Source organism: Candidatus Methylacidithermus pantelleriae, assembly GCF_905250085.1.
In the GTDB taxonomy this organism is placed as follows: domain Bacteria; phylum Verrucomicrobiota; class Verrucomicrobiia; order Methylacidiphilales; family Methylacidiphilaceae; genus Methylacidithermus; species Methylacidithermus pantelleriae.
Map to the genome: position 1 here is coordinate 53,172 of NZ_CAJNOB010000034.1, position 20,181 is coordinate 73,352.

A 20,181-nucleotide genomic window follows, 5' to 3' on the forward strand; every position below is an offset into this window, starting at 1 on the left:
CTTTAAACAACCGGAGAGAGTCGTTGCAAAAGCCTTACGTCGTTTTCCGTAAAAAATCTCAAATCAGGGACCTCGCAAAGGATCATAGCGAATCGGTCGATTCCAAAGCCAAAGGCAAAACCTTGGTAACGCTCCGGATCCAGGCCAACACCCTGTAACACCTTCGGGTGCACCATTCCACAACCGCACAATTCGAGCCATTCCTTCCCGTGAAACATTCGGCCGGGCCTTCGGGCATCGACTTCAAAACTCGGCTCGGTAAACGGAAAGTAATGCGGCCGAAACCGAAACTCTAAATCCTTTCCCAAGAGCTCCCGGAAAAAGACCTCAAGAGTACCCTTAAGTTCACACACACTAATTCCCTCATCCACTACAAGCCCCTCCACTTGAAAGAAAGCGATGTGATGGGTTGCATCGATTTCATCCCTCCGATAGCAACGTCCCGGTGCAATCACACGGATGGGAGGTTTGTGGCTCTGCATCACACGAACCTGCACGGGAGAAGTCTGAGGACGCAAAAGAAGTCTTCCTTTCTTGGGTTGCCCTTGGTCCCACTCAAGGGCAAGTTCCTGGTCTGCAAGGTAAAACGTGTCCTGTTCCGTTCGAGCTGGATGATCGGGAGGAGTATTAAGAGCGTCAAAATTGTAGTACTCGGTTTCTACTTCAGGCCCGTCGGCAAGAGCAAAACCAAGCGTCCGGAAGATCTGGACTATACGGGCTCGCAGTTCCAGGATCGGATGGAGAGACCCAGAGACGACAGGACGTCCCGGAAGCGTAGGGTCAAGAAGCGTGGCCTGCGCCCTTGCTTTAAGCTCCTTTTTCCGATCTTCAAAGGCTGCCCAGGCGCGTTCTTTTAACGCATTGGCCTTCCGACCGATTTCCGGGCGAATCTCTTTGGGGAATTGCCCAATGCGGTCCAATAACTGACTAAGAGAGCCCTTTCGAGCCAGGTACCGGATTCGGACTCCCTCGAGCTCCTCCGGGGTAGAAGCCTGGGCAATGGATGAAAGGATCTCCCTTTCCAATTGCTCCACTTCCGCCAAGGCCCCAGGTTGCACGATCTTTTCCATGGGATGTACCGAATTAGTGACCTGGAAGTGTCAAGTTTTTCCTCCACAGTTTGAGGCTTTCGCCACCCCAACCGGGAGCTGATTCCCTTTGGGATCAGCCGTGTTGTGACCTTCTCGCCGGCCCCTCGGCTTCCAATAGAACATGAGTGCAATTCCAAGGCAAATCCCAAGGGAGCCTAGCCATTTTAGCGGCCATCCGGGATCAAAGAGTACCTGCAAAACGCTTTCGTTTAAGTCTTGAGGGTTCCAGCCCGACTGGGAGAATTTGTAGTTCCGTCCCAAAACCGAGCGCCACCATCCGCCGGGGAAGGTAGCGGGATGGTTCATTTTGGCCTTACCTACGACCTGGTGCCCTTGAGGGTCCTCAAATTGAAGTGTACTGACAAAATCCGAAGGAATCTCTCCTCCTTCTTCCCTCGGAACTTCAAAGTCCAGAAGCCGGACACGAAAGGGAAGTTCGCGGTGCCGAAATTGCCACTGGATTGTGTAGTTATGGCCAGGGGAAGAAGCCACCTGCACCGGCTGGCCTGGCAAAAGCCATCCTTCCCACGTTGCAGGACCGGTTTTGGCAAAAACCCTCGCATGAATGGCTTCGAAAGTTTGTCCCAACCGGGTTGGTGCTGGCGCTCGTTCGACGCTTTCTTCTACAACGGCGTGGGGATAGAGCCTGACCAGGGTAAGGCTCCAGTCCGCCCACCCTAACGGACAGGTGGCACCAGGCTGAATTTCCCCCCTGCATCGTTCGCCTGAGGAACGGATCACCTCATACTGAACAGAAGCATTCGTTGTTGGCCACAGGTAAAGGGTGGGACGCAGGGGTCTTTCTTGGCCTTGCTGGAGCCAGCTTAAGCGGACCAGGGCAGCGGGATGGAGTGGCCCACCGGCAAGGTTTTGCGGCCTTCCTTTTTCCATGGCGAATCTAGGCCAATAGCCCAGGAGCTCGACTAAAACACGACCGGCGGGGAAAAGCTGTGGTTTTTCCCTAAGCAAGGAAACCGGCCAGGAGCTCCGAACGCCAGTGGCACTTTCCACCTCGACCTCTGGGTTGTCTCCATTGGCTTCGATTTTTAGGCGAACGCGGCAACCACTATAAAACCTATCGTGTGGGTAGGTCACGGGAGCTTCCGAGGCAAACACCATCCAGGATTCGTGAAGCACCTTTTTTCCTACTTCTTCCTCCGGATTTCCCCAAACGATCTCGGCGATCCCACCCAAAGACTGGGATTGGAACTTCGGGTCCCCTTGGTAAAGAAGGAGGGAAAGCTGGCCTGCCATCTGGCTTTGCAGTCGAAGCTCCATCCCCGGCGCTCCCTTGGGATCGTTACTGGGCAAAAGTCTTGGCTGAAGGATGGCTGCTTCAAGGTAGTCATCCAGCGTGAGTTTTTCCCTCCCCTCTGGGAGGGGCACAACCTTAGGGCGAGCGTGCGATGGGCGCCATACGTCCACAGGAAACGCCGTTTCATAAAGCGTTCCCGAAGGGGCAGCAATCCGGAGGACTCTTTCCTTAAGCCATACGCGATCTACCCCTGCCCCGTTTTTCCGGAGGGTAACAAACCCCTCAAAACCCATCTCGGAGCCGATCCAAGCTCCCGCTAGGAGAAGAATGATCCCATAGTGAGTAAGGACAAAACCGATATGGCGGGCTCGCCAGGGCCACCGCGTTAGGGTCACGCAAAAGAGGTTGACGCATAAAAGGATGAGCCATCCCCGGAACCATGGGGACCGGTAGATTAGGGCCCTGGCCACGGCTCCGTCCATGCGATCTTCTACGAGGGTGGCCACTGCGCAGGCCACGGCCAGGACTACCAGCAGAGCGAGAGCCAGGCGAAGGGAGGCCAGGGCATGAATGACTTTCCAAATTCCAGACCGAGCTCTGCGTTGCTGCACATGACGCCACCAGGTTGCCTCGTCGGTCAACCGTTCGACCCAAAGAACTTTCATTCTTAAAAAATCCGCTCGCAGAAGAAACGTCTACTAGCTAGCGGCCGGAAAGAAAATCAGGCAGTTGCAAAACTCTTGGATGAAAAAGATAACCAAAGCAATCTTTCTTTGCTCAGGTTCCCTTTTCCCTGCGAAATCCCAAGGCCCTGCAAGTGCTCCAAGCAACGGTCGTTGTTGTGATCCCCTGTGCCAGGGTATCTCTCGATGACCCTCCCCATTCATCTCGTACATCCGATCGGGCGCACCTGTACTTTTTGTCTCGGCGAGCCTCTCTTTGCTCGGTGTCAACGAAAAGCGATTGCATTGACACACGTTTGCCAAAAACGCGCCCTTTCCGTTTCCTTGCGGCGAGCTAGGTAAGCCTGCAGGCGAAGACCACGCTTCACCCGTCGGGGGACGCCATCGCCGCAAGTGGTTGCCCCGAAGGCCAGACCGTTTCCGCTGTCTGTTAAAGGTGCTAGCCGCCATCTCGGGCCGGCTAGAAAACGCACAAGCACGGGTAGGCCGAGGACCCAGAACCTCCCCATGGCTTAAGCCAGAGGCTTGCGCGGCCCCTTTTTCGGTGCCCGGGAGGCTTGTGAGAATGCCCAAAGTCGCGGGGGAATCTTGGGACACATACGCGCTTGTGCTCAAAGCACCACGTGAATCCCCCGCGGCTTCGGTCTTATCTCGGAAGATCCATGGGAGCTAATCCGTATTTCGACGGTTGCCAGAAGATCCCGCATCTCGGTAGGGACCATGGTCTCTCGATCACTCTTGGGGAACAAGAAAACCAATGTCGCCCTTTCTTTGGTAAAAAAGAACCCAGATCGGAGGATTCGACTTTGCCCAAGCTCTTTCCATTGGGTTACGCCCAAGGGTGTGCCATCGGCCAGAGCCGCTCTTTTTTGCCAGTCTCTATGCGGGCTATCTCGGTCTTGCTCGTGTTTATTGGAGTGCGGGCATTCGGTGCGAACCAGCTTGTCTAGTACAAGAGCGTGGCCGGGTGGTCGTCGTTGGGTCACTGCCAGGTGGCGCGGCCCAGATTTGCCCTGGGGGTGTCGCCACGGGACCCCAAGCGTTGGCGCGCGTGGGAGGAGCCTGCATCGTCCACAACGGGTAACCCAAGCTGTCTCGTTGAGCAGGGACGGGGATCGGGCTATCGCTAGGCTGGGCCGCTTGTCCCGGCGACCTTGAGCTTGTGGGAAAAGGACCCAAGGAGGGCCGACGGCCGCTCCGGATAGAGGTTTTTGGTTGTCGACGGAGCGCTGGAGGACGGCTAAGGGTGCATCTTTTTTTTTCCGTTCCCAACCTGCTCGGTCTACCCCATTGCTGGAAGGATGGCTAGGGAGCCACGCAAAACGCAGAGCCAGGGACGCAAACCGACCGGCTCTTCGTTGGAGAGAGGCGCCACGTGGGTTCCGGACTTTCCCCTCGGCTATAGCCCGTCGAAGAACCACGTCGGGTTTTAGCTCGATTGGTACCATTTTCCGGCAAGCGACTCAAAGGCAACATCGCAAAGAATGGCTTTTTGATGGCTTAGTCGATACGTTCGACGGGCGCGTGCCGTGGATCCTTCGGGAAGAAGACCTTGTGGTCCCGGGGAAGTATATGAGACAGTAGGGTTGGTCTTTTGGGCCAACGAACCCAAAGGACCCGATACCCAGCCTTTCTGTGAAAGTGGGCATTGGAAGGTGGCTTAGCCCCATTTGCTCTACCACCGGCACTTGGGGGGCGCAATTTTCACCTACCGAGTCTACCCAGGGGGTGGTTTAGGCTGATGGCAGGGAGCAAGGCTGCGAAGGTGGATCGAATGGGGGAAACAGTCGTGTCAAGCGGAAGTGGGTGAGTTCTTTTGAACTCCGGGACAGAAAGGACCAAAGAGCCCATGATCTTACCCGGGGTAGTTCGGGGCCTGGGAAAAGACCAAGGCAAATGCTTATGGCCGGCATTGCTTTTTTCCAAGGACGAAAGAATTTGACCTTACAGGACCGGCGAGGGCGCGTACGACCTGTGCATTTGGCTGGCTGACCAAAGAGAAAGGATGGGAAGCCTAGAGCGATAGGGAGAGGGTTTTTCTAGCGAATCTGGGAGGGGAATGATAGCATGGGTTAGACCGTTAGAAAGACTTCTCATGCTAGCTAAAAGGATCATTGCTTGTTTGGATGTTCATGCCGGTCAGGTCACCCGAGGGAAGCAGTTTGGAAAGGCAGAAGCGGGTGAGCTAGAATTTCTCGGGGATCCGGTCGAGCTTGCGCGTCGTTATGATCAGCAGGGCGTGGACGAAATCGTCTTTTACGATATCACGGCTAGTTCCGAAGGACGCCGTCCCTTCTTTGATATTCTGGCCAGAACGGCCGATGTATGTTTCGTTCCTCTGACAGCCGGGGGTGGGGTGAGAAGTCTTGCTGACATTCGAGATCTCCTTCTGGCGGGGGCCGACAAGGTCAGCATGAACACGATGGCTCTCCAGTCGCCAGGTTTGATTCGCGAGGCAGCCAGCGTGTTCGGTTCCCAGTGTATTGTTGTATCCATGGACGTTCGAAGGACGGCCGATGGGCATTGGCAAGTGTATAGCCACGGCGGAAGGAGGGAAACGTGTTGGGAAGCGTTGGCGTGGGCCAAGGAGGCAGTCGAGCTTGGAGCAGGGGAAATTGTTCTTAACAGCATCGATTCGGATGGAATGAGCTCGGGCTATAGCCTGGAAATCGTGCGGCTGGTTTCCGACTCGGTACCGGTGCCGGTCGTTGCTAGCGGTGGGGCGGGCAAGCCGCAAGATTTTCTTGACGTGTTTCAGGTGGGACGAGCAGACGCGGCGTTGGCAGCGGGAATTTTTCACCGCGGGGTTTATACCGTTGGGGAGATCAAAGCGTTTTTGCGCGGGCATGGGATCCTAGTCCGATAAAGTAATCGAACACGTGATCTTTCCTGGCTGTCCTGCCATGGAAGAACGGAAGAGGGGAGTTTTTGAGTAAATGCGTGTGTGCTTCCTTTCAAAGGGGACCAAGTTTCGGGGAAGTGCAGGCCAGAGGGCGGAAGTCACAACCCTTTGCGAGCTCTGGCGAGCTAGAGCGGAGACAGCAGAAGGTTTTGTTGGTTTCCTGGGGGAAAGACAGTGACGGATCGAAGCCAGGAAATTGCTTCTCACAGGGGGGCCAAGAGGCCAGATCCCTCCGGGAAGGTGCTCGCGTTCCTCAACGAATATTTGGCGCTTCACCAGCGTCCCCCCACGATCCGAGAAATCCAAGGGTATCTTGGCTACCGTAGTCCGAGGGCGGTCTCTTATGTACTGGAAAAGCTTGAACGAGCCGGTGCAATTACGCGGCGTCCCAAAGCTCGTGGGATTTTTCCTACCAAACTGCTGGCGTCGAAAAACAGAGAGGAAATCCCGCTCTACGAGTGCATCCCTGCCGGATGGCCAGACTGGAATTCCGCAGAGAATCCCCCGCAGACTTTGGGGATAGATCCCCACGCATTGGGCATCTCTGACCCCACGCGAGCCTTTGCCGTTGTGGTCCGGGGCCAGAGCATGGTGGGGGCTGGGATCCAGGATGGTGACATTGTGATCTTTGAGCGGCGCCCGGTAAACGAGGGGGATATTGTGGCGGCCCTCATTGACGGGGAATGCACGCTTAAGCGTTTGGTTCGGAGGGGTGCCGGTTACTGGTTAGCCTCCGAAAACCCTAGCTATCCTGCGCTCCGACCTGCCGAAGAGCTAGCGGTTCAGGGTGTGGCTATTGCGGTGATTCGCCGTCTTTGTTCAACCTGACAGAAGCCCAGGGCCTTTGGTCATCGACGCATTTTGCTTCCCTTTGCGAGCCGTTTTTGGCCTATGGTAATCAACTTGGATCCATTTTGGGAACAGGGAATGCAAGAGCTCCATGTAGTGCTTCCCATCTACAATGAAAAGGCCCGTGTCGAAGAATGCTTTTTTACCGTGCTTGCCTGGGCCCATGATCACTGCGGTTTTGAATTTTCTTTTGTAGACGACGGTTCTTGCGACGGCACGGGAGAGCGATTGCTTGCTCTAGCAAAGGCTTACGGGGAAGGGCTTATTCGAGTGATTGTTTTGGAAGAGCATCGGGGCAAGGGTTATGCTATACGAAAAGGATTCGCAAGTCGTCCCGAGCTTGATTTTTGCTTTACCGACGGGGATCTAGCGTATCCGCTGGATCTTTTGCTGCGGTTTCGCGAGGAGCTCCTCCGCTACGATTTGGTGATTGGTTCTCGGGGCAGCCCGTTTCAAGGGGCGAGGAACGCCCCATGGATCCGGCAAATCCTTGGATGGGGATTTAATTCCTTGGTCCGGGTGACGTTGGGGCTTCCTTATCGAGATACCCAGGCCGGGCTTAAAGCGATGCGGAAAGAGGTTGCCAGGGCCGTTTTTGCCCGAAGCCGCGTGGACGGGTTTGCTGCGGATGTCGAACTCCTTTGGATCGCTCAGTGCCTGGGGTTCCGTGTCAGAGAGCTTCCCGTAACAACTCTGCCAACCCATTCGTACAACTCCACTCGCGTCCGCGTTTTTCGCGATTCCCTCCGCATGTTGGGCGAGCTGGCAAGCATTGCCTGGAACCATCGCAATGGCTGTTACCGGACGAAACATCCTTGTCAGTATTGATCTTGAGGAGTTTGAAATCCTTTCGGAATTCGGCGGACACGCTCTGGAAGAGGAATTTGCCGTGTCCCGCCAGGGCTTGGAGGCTCTGCTAGAGGTTTTTCGGCAACTGGAGATCCCCGTGACCTTTTTTGCAACGGTTCGATTTTTGGCTTCGCAGCCGGGCCTGGGACGAAGCCTGGTAGGGTTAGGTCATGAAATTGCTTCCCACGGGTATTGCCACCGTCACTTTGTCCAGGAAGATTTGGCTCGTTCACGGCAGGATCTGGAACAATTAGCCGGAGAGCCGGTCTATGGGTATCGAAGTGCCCGGTTCCAACCGGTTTGCCCGGAGGCTCTTCGAGCGGCCGGGTATCGCTACGATTCTTCCATCCATCCCATCCTTTTGCCCGGGCGCTACAATTACCTTCGATTTCCGCGGGTGCCTTTTCGATATGGTGGTCTTCCCGAGTTGCCGGTTTCCGTGTCACCTGGGCTACGGTACCCGTTTTTTTGGCTCGCATTTAAAAACGCTCCCTTCTGGTTCCATTGGGAGCTGTCCCGGTACACCCTGCGTAAGGATGGATATCTTTTGCTTGTCTTCCATCCCTGGGAATTTGCCCCTCTGGAGCGCTTCCGAATGCTTCCCGTCTATGTGCGGTCTCCCTCGGGTCACGCCTTGGTCTCGCGCCTGGCAGAGTATCTTGGGAAACTCAAACGGGAAGGATGGTTTGTTACATGCTGGGAATTTTGCCAAAAGCGCTTCGGCTAGCGCGCACGCTTGCCCCTGCACGTTTTTTTCCTTCCCTACCGGCGGGGTTGTGGATTTCTTACACTCTCCTCATCGCTCTTTTGGTTGCTACCAACCCCACGGAACACACGGTCACCCCGACCTACGCCCGGGCAATGGCCCACTGGTGGGCCAGTCAAGAGGTCTATCCTCATGGCCCCCATGGGTTTCTTTACCTTCCCCAGGCTGTCTGGCTTTTCACGCCGTTTTTCTGGGGCCCGTGGATCTGGGATGAAATCCTCTGGCGCGCGGTAGGCCTTAGCCTTCTTGCTGGAGCCCTTCACAGACTTTCCCTCCGAATCCGCGGGCTTGAGTATTCAAAAAGTATGGTATTTCTTTCTTTGCTCGTCATCCCTGCCTCCCTAGCGAGTGCTCGCAACGGTCAAACCAACCTGTGGCTTGCGGGTTTGTGGACGCACGGCTGGCTCGACTGTGAAGAAGGGCATCCGTTCCGGGCACTCCTTTGGTTTTACCTGGGACTCGCCTGCAAGCCTCTGGGAGTGGTCCCTCTCGTCGTTGCCTTTGTTCTTTACCCCTCCGTACGACTTCCTGCGCTCAAGCTTGCTCCGGTCTTTTTCCTGCTGCCTTTCCTGCATCCCGACCCAGGGTATGTGGCCAGGGAATATGCTCGGGTGGGGGAAGTTTTGGTGACCGCTGCCCATCCAGGTGCCGAAGAGTTTGCTAACCTGGGAAGTCTTTTATGGCGACTGGGGATACTCCCAAGCCCATCTTTGGGTATGCGGATTGCGATGGTGATGGGGGCTTTTGTCCTAGCCCTGATTACTTGGCACCACAAGCATGTAGGTTCCCAAGTTCGGCCCGTCTGGATTCTAGGAAGTTTGGCGACCTACCTCATGTTATGGAACCCGCGGACCGAGGAGAATAGTTACGTGATTCTAGCGGTTCCCATGGCCTTTTGGGCGATCCACGAAGCGCTAGAAGGCCAAAGGATAAAGGGTTGTTGTACGGGTTTGGGTTGTCTTCTTCTGGGGATCGAAAGCTACGGCCTTGGCCTGTATCCCCTGGCGAGAAACTGGTTAAAACCTCTTGTTGCTCTTGCTTTCCTTTTGTCGTTCCCAGGGGGCTCGAACAAAAAGGAAACCTTGCACTAGCCACTGGCCTGAGAACACTTACCGAAAAAATGGAGTCTCCTCTCTCAAAGAGAGCCCTTCTACGGTCGGGAAAATCCGGGTTTCCCCGAAAAGGGTCAAACGGTTGGGAGTGGAGAGCCGCAGAGGGAAGGAGGTTTCCTCAAAGCCTCAGTCCTTGTAGGTTTCTAGGGGATGGCTCGCGATGAGAGAAAAGATGCCAAGACTTCTGGTTTTCTATGACGGTACCTGTGGATTGTGTCACCGGTGGGTCCAGTGGGTTCTCCAAAGGGATCGAAGCGGCATTGTGCGATTTGCAACCCTCCAGGGGCGTTGCTTTGAAAAGCTTGCGCGGGACTATCCTTGGCTCAAAGAAATGGACTCACTCGTTGTAGTGGATCTTACTCGTCCCGATCGTCCTCCCTTGGTTCGAGCCCAGGCCGTTGCGCGGGTTTTGGAAGAGTTTCCGGGTTGGAGAATAGTAGCTAGGTGCATCCGGAGCTCTCCCCAATGGGTGTGGAATTGGCTATACGAAAAGACGGCACAGAGGCGGTACTCCCTTTTTTCCAACCAGGGGTGGTGTCGAGCATTGACGCCTCAGGAAAAGAAAAGGTTTGTGGAGGAGAGCACTTCCGGCGATCCTTGCGCGGGGCTTCTCTCTCCTGGGGGAAGGGTAAGGGAGAGGCAAACATGACGGAAACCCGTCTTGGAACCATGGCGGACAAACTGGATGAAATTTTCCGGCTGCAGAGGGAATTAAATCTCCGGATTGGGGTGGACACAGAGAAACTCGATGAGAGTGGCAAAATCGAGTGGTTACTGAACTACGCACGCGCGATGAGCCAGGAAGTCGCTGAGCTCACCGATTGCGTTCCCTGGAAGTGGTGGGCTCGTTACCAGACGTTTAACGCACAGAATGCTCAGGTAGAGCTGGTCGATCTACTACATTTTCTTGTGTCGGCGGCTCAGGTTCTGGGGATGACTTCGGAGGAGCTTTTTGAGGTCTATCGCCGGAAACACCAGATTAATTGCGAGCGGCAGGAGCGTGGCTATCGGGAAAAAGATCCCCAGGACTGCGAATCGGTCTAAAGTCAGGGGAGTCTAGGGACGAGCCTTGGCCACCTCGACTTGGGGTTGCCCGACTGCAGCTGGAGGATGGGGAACCACCTTCCAGAAAAGGGGAAGATAGCGGTCCCACTCCTTGAGAATTCTCCGGGCCGTTGCACTTTCCGTGTATTCCAGGTGCTGGTAGACAAGACCAGCCAGGCGCTTGCCTTCTTCCTCCCCCGCAATCCGTTCCAGTCCAACCGTATCGCGATTGCAACGAGCCGGAAACGTCTCCTCTTCGTCCAACACGTAGGCGATTCCCCCCGTCATGCCTGCAGCGAAATTCTTACCGGTCCGTCCCAAAACCACAACGGTTCCCCCTGTCATGTATTCGCATCCATGATCTCCAATCCCTTCGATTACCGCGATCGCACCACTATTGCGTACAGCAAATCGCTCTCCAGCGCGCCCTCGAGCAAAAAACGACCCACCGGTTGCTCCGTAGAGGACCGTGTTCCCACAAATCCAATTTTCCTCAGGCACGAAGGGACTATTGTTCCAGGGACGTAGAACGATTCGGCCCCCGCTCATTCCCTTGCCCACATAATCGTTGGCCTCCCCTTCAAGCACAATCTCAACACCCTGAACAAGGAAAGCCCCTAGGCTTTGACCAGCACTTCCGACCAGGTAAAGCTGGATGGTCCCTTCCGGCAGTCCCTGGTCTCCATACCGGAACGCAATTTCACCGGAAAGTTTGGTCCCAATACTTCGCTGGGTATTCTGCACCCGATATTCCAGGCGGATGGGCCGTTGCGTTTGGAGAGCTGTTTTCGCATCTTGAAGAATCACGTCATCCAGCGGGCGATCTTCCTTTCGATTATTCCTTTCCCAGGTGTGGTATCTCGGTACCGTTTCATCCACGGGGGCCGTCACCAAAAGTCGCTTAAGCTCCAGGGTGTTTGCCTTGGGGTGCCCTGGAATCATTTGTTGTTCCAGCCATTCCGTCCGGCCAATGATTTCGTTTAGCGTCCGAACACCCATGGAGGCCAAGATCTGCCTCACTTCCTCGGCGACCGCCGTCACGTAGCGGATAACACCTTCGGGTTTGCCTCGGAATTTGGCACGCAGCTTTTCATCCTGGGTTGCAATCCCGGTCGGGCAGGTGTTGAGATGACACTGCCGCACGTAGACGCAACCAAGAGCAATAAGGGCCATCGTCCCAAAGTTAAACTCTTCTGCGCCTAGAATGGCCGCTAGGACAATGTCCCACCCCGTCCGGATGCCCCCGTCGACACGCAGGGTGACTCTCTCACGAAGCCCATTGGCCAGAAGAACATACTGTGTTTCTGCAAGCCCCAGTTCCCATGGAGTCCCCGCGTATTTGATGGACGAGAGCGGAGAAGCACCTGTTCCCCCATCATGCCCGCTGATCAAAATCACGTCTGCGTGGGCTTTGGCCACGCCTGCAGCAATGGTTCCCACCCCCGCTTCGGAAACAAGTTTGACGCAGACCCTAGCACGCGGGTTTACCTGTTTAAGGTCATAGATTAGCTGGGCCAGATCTTCGATGGAATAAATGTCGTGATGGGGAGGGGGGGAAATAAGCGCAACTCCGGGCGTACTATGACGTAGCCGGGCGATAAGGGCATTGACTTTGTGACCGGGTAGTTGTCCTCCCTCTCCGGGCTTGGAACCCTGCGCCATCTTAATTTCGATTTCCTCGGCGCTGGCTAGGTACTCTGCGGTGACACCGAAGCGCCCCGAGGCTACCTGCTTGATCGCGCTATTTTTCGAATCGCCATTTTCTAGGGGGAAAAAGCGTGCCCTGGCCTCTCCCCCTTCTCCGGAATTGGATTTGGCCCCGATACGATTCATGGCGATGGCCAGCGTTTCATGGGCCTCTGGCGAAAGAGCGCCCAGGGACATCCCGGCTGTTGTAAAACGCTTCCGGATTTCCTCGACCGGTTCGACCTCTTCCAGGGGAATGGGTTTGCCAGGCCGGATCGCAAGACAGTGACGCAGCGAAAGCGGCCTACTTTCGCTAATGGCCTGCGAATAGCGCAGGTAATCCTCCCACCGCCCAGCCTTGTCTTCTCCTTTAAATCCCAGAAAGGTGTGGAGCGCTTGGAGAACCGGCGGGGTAATCGCATGGCGCTCCCCTTCTCTTCGGTAGCGATAGACGCCGGGGTCGGGAAGTTTTTTCGTTTCCCCAAAAGCGTTCTTGTGGCGTCGCAGCGTTTCCACGGCGATGTCTTCGTAGTGTAACCCCCCGATCTGGCTGGCAACCCCACGAAAACACTCCTCAACAACCTCCGGGTGAATTGCGACCGCTTCAAAAATCTGGGCGCCGTGATAACTCTCAAGGGTTGAAATGCCCATTTTCGACAGAATCTTTAAGAGTCCCTTCTCCAGTGCGTTCCGGTAGTTTCTAAGGAGGCTTTCCCGGTTCGAGACCGAAAGCTGCCCCTTTTGGTAAAGATCCACAAGGGTCGCCAGCGCCAAGTAAGGGTTGACCGCGGAGGCTCCGAAACCGATCAGGCAAGCAAAATGGTGAACATCCCAGCATTCGCCTGTTTCGCAAAGAAGGCTTGCTTCCATGCGAAGCCCTGCTCGGATCAGATGATGATGGATGGCTCCTACGGCCAAAAGCATGGGAATAGGGGCTTCGTCCGCTGTCACTCCCCGGTCGCTTAGGATAAGAAACGTCGTCCCCGCCCGTACGGCCTTCTCCGCTTCTTTCCGAAGAGCTTCGAGACGATGGCGGAGCCCTTTCGGGCCTTCGGACACCGGAAAGAGGCACGAAAGAACTTGGCTCCGGAAACCCGGCTCATCCCATTGTTTGATTTCTGCCAGTTCCGCGTTGGTCAAAAGCGGCCCCGCTAAGTACAAAAGCCGGGCGTGCTCCGGACCCTCTTCGAGCCAATTGGCCCGGCAGCCACACCGCATGGAAAGCGACATGACAAGCTTTTCCCGGATAGGATCAATCGGAGGATTGGTAACCTGGGCAAAGAGTTGCCGGAAGTACCAGTAGAGAAGCCGCGGTTGGGAAGAGAGAACGGCCAGGGGAGCGTCATCGCCCATGGAACCCACCGGTTCTTCTCCCTTTTCGGCCATGGGCTTAAGGATGAGTTTAAGCTCTTCCTCGTTGTACCCAAAGGCAAGCTGTTCCGTTACCAGATCCCCGGTTGTGATCCCTTCTTCCCCGAGACTTGCTTGGCTTTTGAGTTTCCGTTGCTGGCTTTGGACCCAACTGGCATAGGGACGACGTCTGGCATAACGCTCTTTGAGTTCCCGACTCCTCCAGAGTCGACCCGTGTGGCAGTCAATGGCGAGGATCTCTCCAGGTCCCAAGCGACCCGATTCGATGACCTCCTCTGGATCTACTCCCCCAATCCCTACCTCGGACCCCAAAAGGACCATCCCATCCACTGTAATCTTAAACCGGGCAGGCCGAAGACCATTCCGATCCAAGCAAGCCCCTACGAAGCGCCCGTCGCTCCAGACAAGCGCCGCAGGTCCGTCCCAAGCTTCCATGATCGCTTCGTGGTACTCGTAAAAACCGCGTTCCTCTCCACTCAGATCCACTTCCGCCTGCCAGGCTGGAGGCACCATCATAAGAACCGCATGAGGTAGTTCTCGACCTGACAGGGTTAATAGCTCGACCACGTTATCCACATGGGCCGAGTCACTCCCCCCTCCTTGAAGGATCGGCCGTAGCCACCGGCTCTCATCTCCCCAGCGGGTTGCTTCCAGTTGACTTTCTCGTGCCATCGTCCAGAGCCGGTTCCCTAAGATCGTATTAATCTCGCCGTTATGAGCCACCATGCGGAAGGGTTGGGCCAGTGCCCAAGAAGGAAACGTGTTGGTGGAGTAACGCTGGTGATAGATGGCCAAGGCCGTCTTATAGGCCGGGTCTCGCAAGTCGCAATAAAACTTATCGAGTTGCGGGGAAACCATGAGCCCCTTGTACACAAGGGTCCGGCTGGAAAAGGAAGGGAGGTAGAGCTCCGTTAAGCCTTCCTCTTGGGCTCGCTGTTCAATCTCGCGCCGACACAAGTAAAGCCTTCGCTCGTATTCGTCCGTGTCGACCCCATCCTCGGGACGGCCGATGAGCACCTGCTCCATTTCGGGACAAGTGGCTAAAGCCTTGTCTCCCAAGACGTGGCGCCGGACAGGAACTTTGCGCCAGCCAAAGAGGAAAAGACCTCGCCTCTCAATCGCTTGAGCAATCAGTTTCCGGCAGTGTGCCTGCACGTAGGCGTCATGAGGGGGCAGGAAGCAAAAGCCCACCCCAAGATCCTCGTCTTGGTAGAGGCGATACCCCAAAGCTTCGACTTCCTTGCGGAATAGGTCGTGGGGAATCTGGGTTAACACTCCCGCTCCATCCCCTGTTTTGGCATCTGCATCCATGGCTCCCCGGTGGGAAAGCGCGCAAACACACGACAGAGCAACCTGCAGGATTCGGGAGGATTTTTCGCCGGAGATGTTCGCCACAAACCCGACCCCACAGGAGTCCTTAGGTTCCGGGAGACCATCCGGTGGAACAAGCAGGGAGCTTTTCCAACGAGGAGGCATAGCAGGCATGATGCTCACAGGAACACCTTTCTGCAACAAGATTGTAGCAATTCTAATGCCTGGGCTCCTTTGGGGCTCCGTTTTTGGGAGGCAATGTAGCCAACCTCCCTTTTTCGGAAGGAAAAAGCAAGGATTTCTGCAAGCGTGACCAAAGAGTCCAACCGAATTGGTAGAGACAAAAGCATTCTACCCCAAAGGGCAGGAAACCCAAAAAGCCAAGCCAGGGCATTTCAAAAATCCTTGGTCCTCGGTCGAAGGGGGGAGGAAGAGTATAGTGCCACTTGGCCCCTGCCCAGAAATTCCAAAACTCCCACAGAAACCCGCAAAGGGCTCCAGCAAGCAAAAGCCGGCAGTGCCGGGCGGCTTGCCCCTGTTCCCAGTCCGAAAGAATCCCTGGTGCTTTAAGCTCGTAAAGAATGGGTTCGCAGAGAAAGATAAACCCGATCCATACCAATCCAAAAAGATAGCGAGCCAATCTCTCTGGGACGACTAGGGGTAGAAGAAGGAGTGCCCCGCCGGTAGCGAAGTAGGATCGTCTCTGAACCCGAGTCACCCGGACCGGCCGTACGGGAACATCGACACATAGCTTGCAAACCTCTAAGAGTTCTTCGGTTTCTAAGATTGCTGGAAGAATGGTCGCAAAGGCCCAGAGGTAGCCCGTGATTTCCCAAAACCGGTGAAGGGGTAGACCCACGTAATACCAGTTTTTGAGTCTCAGGTTGTAGGCTTCAAAAACGAGCCACACCACGATGGACCACACCGCCATAAAGATGGCTTCCGCGCGCCGGGTGGAGAGCAAAGAGGCCCTCTTGCGCGATCGAACGACGGAATCGGCCCAGAGGATGTACCCGGTCCAGACCGTAGGCGTAAAGAAGGTGTAGATGGGCTCCGTTTTGGTCCAAAGCAAAATTTCTGCCCCGGCGACGACCGCTAAACCTACCCAGCCGTAGAAGGGCAGGGAAGATCGAGCTAGGGAAAAGGGCGAAAGCCAGCCCATGAGCCACACAAAGGATGCCTTGCCTTTTGGTTTGGTCTCCGCAAGCGCCAATCGCTTGGCGGATGGATCGAAGGAATGGGCTCGGGGTCCCTTCTTTCTTCTCTCACCCTTCTGTTGCGATTCCTCGGCCAACCCATGAGTCCGACGGGTATCCCTTTGCCCGATGGGCACCAACGTGCTTGCTCGTACCAGCGCTTCATCCCCAGGGGCTTGATCGAGAAACCTTCTAGTGCCGGGATCCGTAACCTCGTTAGTCCCTTGCCCATCTCCCCAGAAGATACCTCTTCCGATGTCCTGTGGTTACATTGGAAATCGTGACCTCGACCGTCCCGGTCGAATCACACGCGTAACGTTCTTCGATTTCCCAGGAACATCCCTCCAGCCGTCGTACCGGGACGTTAGCCAGGTCCTTTTCATTGGCGAACGCTGGATCGAAGGGAAATGTGAGCTCGTCCCATAGAAGCACGTCTCCCACCGGGAGCTGGTCAGGACCCAGCTGGTTGCATTCCAAGAATCGAAACCGGCCCACGTTATGAACTGCCCGGTAACGCCGAACCAGCCGCACCGGAGGGTCCCCAGGCAGGGGAAGCTCTAGCCCTTTGGGGAAAAGCGTGTCAAAAGTAATCACCTTTCCTTCTTCCCCTTCGCGCCATACACCAAAGTAACGATGGAAACGTTCTCGTAGGCGATATTCGCTCATCGTTTCAGCAGCAATCGCAAGCCCGACAGCTGTAGCGGTTCGGGCATAGGCACTGCGACGCACCTTTCGACCAAAAGCTTCCCGTAGTTTCCGTTGAACAAGCGGCAGCTCACTGCCTCCTCCCGTGACGTAGAGGGCTTCTAGAACCCCTTCCACCAACGATTCCTCGAGGAGCCGGTCGGCCAGCTCCAGCGTTTTTTCAATCAGGGGAGAGCAACGGCGGTAATACTCTTCCACACTCACGGAAACCAGTGGCCAACCCCCTCGTACGTTTCCAAGGTCCACAACAATCTTTCGACTATAGGGTGTGAGAGCTTCCTTTTTCTGGCGACACTCTTCTAGCAAAAGAAATCTTTCCTGAACATCCAGTTCCTCCCAGCCAATCGGTCCGGGTTTGGCTTCTTCTAGGGAAAGCTCCGCTAGGATCCGGTCAAAATCATCTCCTCCTAGCTCGGCAATTCCTTCTGAAGCAAGAATCTTGTGTTCCTCCCCTCCTGCCTCGACCAACGAGGCATCAAACGTTCCCCCACCCAAATCGTAAACAAGGATTTTTGCGGGGCTTTGCTTGCGAGTTTTACGCCATTGGGCAAACTCCAAGCTGGCTGCCGTAGGTTCGTTCACGAGGCCTAAGACATCAAAACCCGCTAGCCGGAAAGCTTCGGCCGTAAAAAACCGCTGGTTTGTACCCGCATGGGCCGGAACCCCGAGCATGATTTGAAGCGTTTCGTGTTCGATTTCTGGGCCGAGACTGAGACACAGGCGGCGCCGAAGTTCCTGGGCCATTTCGACCAGAACCGAAAAAAGCGGAACTCTCTCGGACCCAAGGTCTATTTCGGTATCCGGAGAGGCATGGGCCAATAGACGTTTCAGCGATCGCAGAAGTTTCCACTCTGGTGACGCCTGAGCTCGCCAAGCCTGGTGGCCAAAGAGTCGCTCTTTCCCGCGGATGGCCACAAGCGACGGGAAATAGGGGAAGGCTTGGCTTCCTTCTTCTCCCTCCAGGGAAACAATGGGGTAGTTGCCCCGGTCAGCCCAGGCAGTGACGATCCGGGTCGTTCCAAAATCAATCCCCAGCCGGATCGTCCCCGTTACTTCTTCACTGCGTTTAGCCTTCCGGTCCATAAAAATGGTCGCTTCCCAAACTTGCCCCAAAAAGCTCTCCCATGGCCAGAAAAGAGAGCCTTGCGTTTACACTGAAGACGAGAAGCGGCTGGTGCAAGGAGAGAAATCCCTTCGGGTATTTGGCAACTTTTGCTTTCCAATCGGGCCAGCTGAAAGAAGAGATGCATTCCGAGAACCCCGGGAGAACCCCCAAAAACTCATGCTGACGGAACGATCAAGCGCGTGGGAGTGTTCCGGTGAACCGAAAATGCCCTAGGCCAAAGAACCGGGCACTGGCTTATCAAACTTTTTCTTCTCCCTGGCCTTTGGGAAAACACCCCACCCCAAAAGGAAAAGATGGTTCACCTCTGTTCCGTTTTCCCTCACCGCCTGCGTGTCTAAAGAGAGGGAGGGAACGGGCCCCAACCCGCCTTGAAAGAAAAGAAGATATCTGCAAAAATCTTCTCCGCATTCCCTCTTGCAGGCTTGCGGAAGCCTCGTGTTCTTCCATGTCGTCTTCCGCTATACGCAGCAAGCTTGCGTAGCAATCCCAGGTGTACTCGTCATGGAATAAGGTTACCGGTTCAAAAATCCTTGTAACGCTCCATCAAAGCCTGGGCAAAGCCTGGAACTCCTTCTTTGATGTCCGCCCAGTATGCTTGCTCTTTTCTAGCTCTGAGTGGTTTGAGCGACTCAAAACGGTTGTTCCTGCTTCGAGCACAAGGGCCGGTGTTGCCCGAGTCGGCCCAGAGCGTTCTGACTCCCTCTTTAGAACTTAATTTGCCAGCCACCTGTTACCCACCAATTGGTTCCCAGCTGGACTCCATTGAGTCTTTGATAAATAGGAAGACCGGCTTCCGCGGCGAACCGGTTTTCCTTAAGAATTCCCTCAGGGATCAAGAGGTTGAGTCCCACCGATACATCAACCCGTTCGCCCCCTTGGAATTCGGGCTGAAAGTCTGGATCTTTGAAAGTAGGGTGCACGTTAAAAAAGAGGGCATTGAGCCGGTCCTGCCCTTCCACACGGTCCCACGCGAGCCCCTGTACGCGCACGGAAGCGCTTACCCAGTTGGGGACCACCTGATAGGCAACCCATCCAGTGCCCAAGTAGCGGTCCCCAAACGTATACCCTTCATCGTTGGTCCCGGTGTGAATCACCCCTAGATGCTGCATCCCCCACGAAAGATTCCCTCGCTGGCCAAGATAGGTTAGTCCCGGAAGAAAATCGACAGTCCCAGACCCTAGCTGCATCAGAAACATTCGCAAGGGAACCTCATGTTCGTGGATTGGCTCTGGAAAGGTTTCCGTGATAGAACCGGTCGGTACGCTGAAACCCAAATTCAATTGGACTCGCTGCCGATCCCAATCCAGCATCTTCCAAATGGCCGTAAAGGATACGTCCCCCACTCCCTCGGCGTGGTGGGTATGAGTCATGAGCATCCCCTCGTGGCTGTGAAGCATGAAATGATCCATGTCCATATAAGGAACCATAGCCATGAGGGTGAGATTATCCGTAGGAGCGTACATAAGCTCAAACATGTGCATGTCCATATTCATGTGGTCGGAAAAAACATGCCCATGGGTTTGGGGATTACCGGTGATTGCTTTTAAGATGTTATTGATAAGAGTAGGATTAAGAGGCACTTGTTCCTCACCATGGAAATACTGGCCCATCAACGTGTACATGAAGTGATAACCTAACATCACCTCTCCGTGCCGGTGCACGTGATCCCCCATGACCCCAAAAGGTGCGTGACTATCGGGGCGTGCGTCTGACCAAATGTCCGGGGAATTAAGATCATAGTCGGCGTTCTCCCACGGGAGAAGGAGGAAAGGTTTTCGTAGGTCTCTTGCCTTTTTTTCTTCCGCTGTTTGCTTCGACTCGGGTTCTTGCACTTCCTTCGATGAAGGATCAGCCTCGTCGGCTGCAACGATCGCAGTCTCTGGGGAAGGCGGGTTTATGGCGAAGATCCTTGGAGAAAAATAAAGTATCCATAGGGGGAGAAGAGCCCTAGAGACGATAAGGGATAGACCTTTCATGACTATTTTTCCTCCTTTGGTTTCCGCGCAATCCGGATGGTTGAATACGGCAGGGAAGAGGGTAGCGCTTTTAAGGGAAAAGAGTCTACTGACGTATAACTATAAATACCTGCGTTTCTGACAAAAAAGAAGCGCGACTAAAAGGAACTGAGTTACTCATTAGGGCGCTGGTAGAGCAGGAGCCGGCAAGGGAAAAAGGGGAAACAAAACCCTCTTGGTTCGGATCAAAAGGAGAGAGTTCTCGAAAGGAGATTGGACA

General features: G+C 55.1%; 13 protein-coding genes. 7 read left to right on the plus strand and 6 right to left on the minus strand.

Translation table 11 applies throughout. The features are described from left to right. Positions 1 to 2 precede the first annotated feature (2 nt). On the minus strand, positions 3 to 1,070 hold the full coding sequence (gene pheS / locus KK925_RS07645; protein ID WP_174582196.1) for a phenylalanine--tRNA ligase subunit alpha: 1,068 nt from the start codon (positions 1,068 to 1,070) through the stop codon (positions 3 to 5). 30 nt (positions 1,071 to 1,100) lie between these two features. Next, entirely contained in the window at positions 1,101 to 3,011 is a 1,911-nt protein-coding gene (locus tag KK925_RS07650) for a cytochrome C biogenesis protein ResB (protein WP_174582197.1), read from the minus strand. Positions 3,012 to 5,124: 2,113 nt separating this feature from the next. On the opposite strand from KK925_RS07650, the gene hisF reads away from it, so the two are divergent. The 7 genes from hisF to KK925_RS07685 all read left to right on the plus strand — a co-directional run bounded on the left by hisF (position 5,125) and on the right by KK925_RS07685 (position 10,551). Next, positions 5,125 to 5,895, plus strand: coding sequence for an imidazole glycerol phosphate synthase subunit HisF (gene hisF / locus KK925_RS07655; protein ID WP_174582198.1), 771 nt, complete (start codon positions 5,125 to 5,127; stop codon positions 5,893 to 5,895). Between the two features lie 210 nt (positions 5,896 to 6,105). After that, positions 6,106 to 6,759, plus strand: a complete 654-nt coding sequence (lexA, locus tag KK925_RS07660; protein ID WP_174582199.1) for a transcriptional repressor LexA — start codon at positions 6,106 to 6,108, stop codon at positions 6,757 to 6,759. A gap of 63 nt (positions 6,760 to 6,822) precedes the next feature. Continuing rightward, positions 6,823 to 7,608 (plus strand): glycosyltransferase, encoded by a 786-nt coding sequence (locus tag KK925_RS07665; protein ID WP_174582200.1) that lies wholly within the window; start codon positions 6,823 to 6,825, stop codon positions 7,606 to 7,608. Beyond that, complete coding sequence (locus KK925_RS07670; RefSeq protein WP_174582201.1) at positions 7,553 to 8,356, plus strand: polysaccharide deacetylase family protein; 804 nt, start codon at positions 7,553 to 7,555, stop codon at positions 8,354 to 8,356. Before KK925_RS07665 ends, KK925_RS07670 begins: the two co-directional genes overlap by 56 nt. Then, positions 8,323 to 9,486, plus strand: coding sequence for a hypothetical protein (locus KK925_RS07675; RefSeq protein WP_214096409.1), 1,164 nt, complete (start codon positions 8,323 to 8,325; stop codon positions 9,484 to 9,486). Before KK925_RS07670 ends, KK925_RS07675 begins: the two co-directional genes overlap by 34 nt. A 193-nt stretch (positions 9,487 to 9,679) precedes the next feature. Next, positions 9,680 to 10,156: a thiol-disulfide oxidoreductase DCC family protein gene (locus KK925_RS07680; protein WP_214096410.1), complete on the plus strand. Its 477-nt coding sequence runs from the start codon at positions 9,680 to 9,682 to the stop codon at positions 10,154 to 10,156. Further along, positions 10,153 to 10,551, plus strand: coding sequence for a dUTPase (locus tag KK925_RS07685; protein WP_174582204.1), 399 nt, complete (start codon positions 10,153 to 10,155; stop codon positions 10,549 to 10,551). Before KK925_RS07680 ends, KK925_RS07685 begins: the two co-directional genes overlap by 4 nt. A gap of 12 nt (positions 10,552 to 10,563) precedes the next feature. Here the strand turns inward: KK925_RS07685 and gltB are convergent, their stop codons facing one another. The 4 genes from gltB to KK925_RS07705 form a co-directional block, all read right to left on the minus strand. Beyond that, positions 10,564 to 15,093 carry a glutamate synthase large subunit gene (gltB, locus tag KK925_RS07690; RefSeq protein WP_236027887.1) on the minus strand — a complete coding sequence of 1,510 codons (4,530 nt, stop codon included), beginning with the start codon at positions 15,091 to 15,093 and terminating at the stop codon, positions 10,564 to 10,566. 43 nt (positions 15,094 to 15,136) lie between these two features. Continuing rightward, entirely contained in the window at positions 15,137 to 16,252 is a 1,116-nt protein-coding gene (locus tag KK925_RS07695) for a hypothetical protein (protein WP_214096411.1), read from the minus strand. 79 nt (positions 16,253 to 16,331) lie between these two features. After that, positions 16,332 to 17,903 carry an Hsp70 family protein gene (locus KK925_RS07700; RefSeq protein WP_174582206.1) on the minus strand — a complete coding sequence of 524 codons (1,572 nt, stop codon included), beginning with the start codon at positions 17,901 to 17,903 and terminating at the stop codon, positions 16,332 to 16,334. Positions 17,904 to 18,650: 747 nt separating this feature from the next. After that, a complete protein-coding gene (locus KK925_RS07705) occupies positions 18,651 to 19,922 on the minus strand; it encodes a transporter family protein (protein WP_174582207.1) in 1,272 nt (423 codons plus the stop codon). Positions 19,923 to 20,181: the final 259 nt, after the last annotated feature.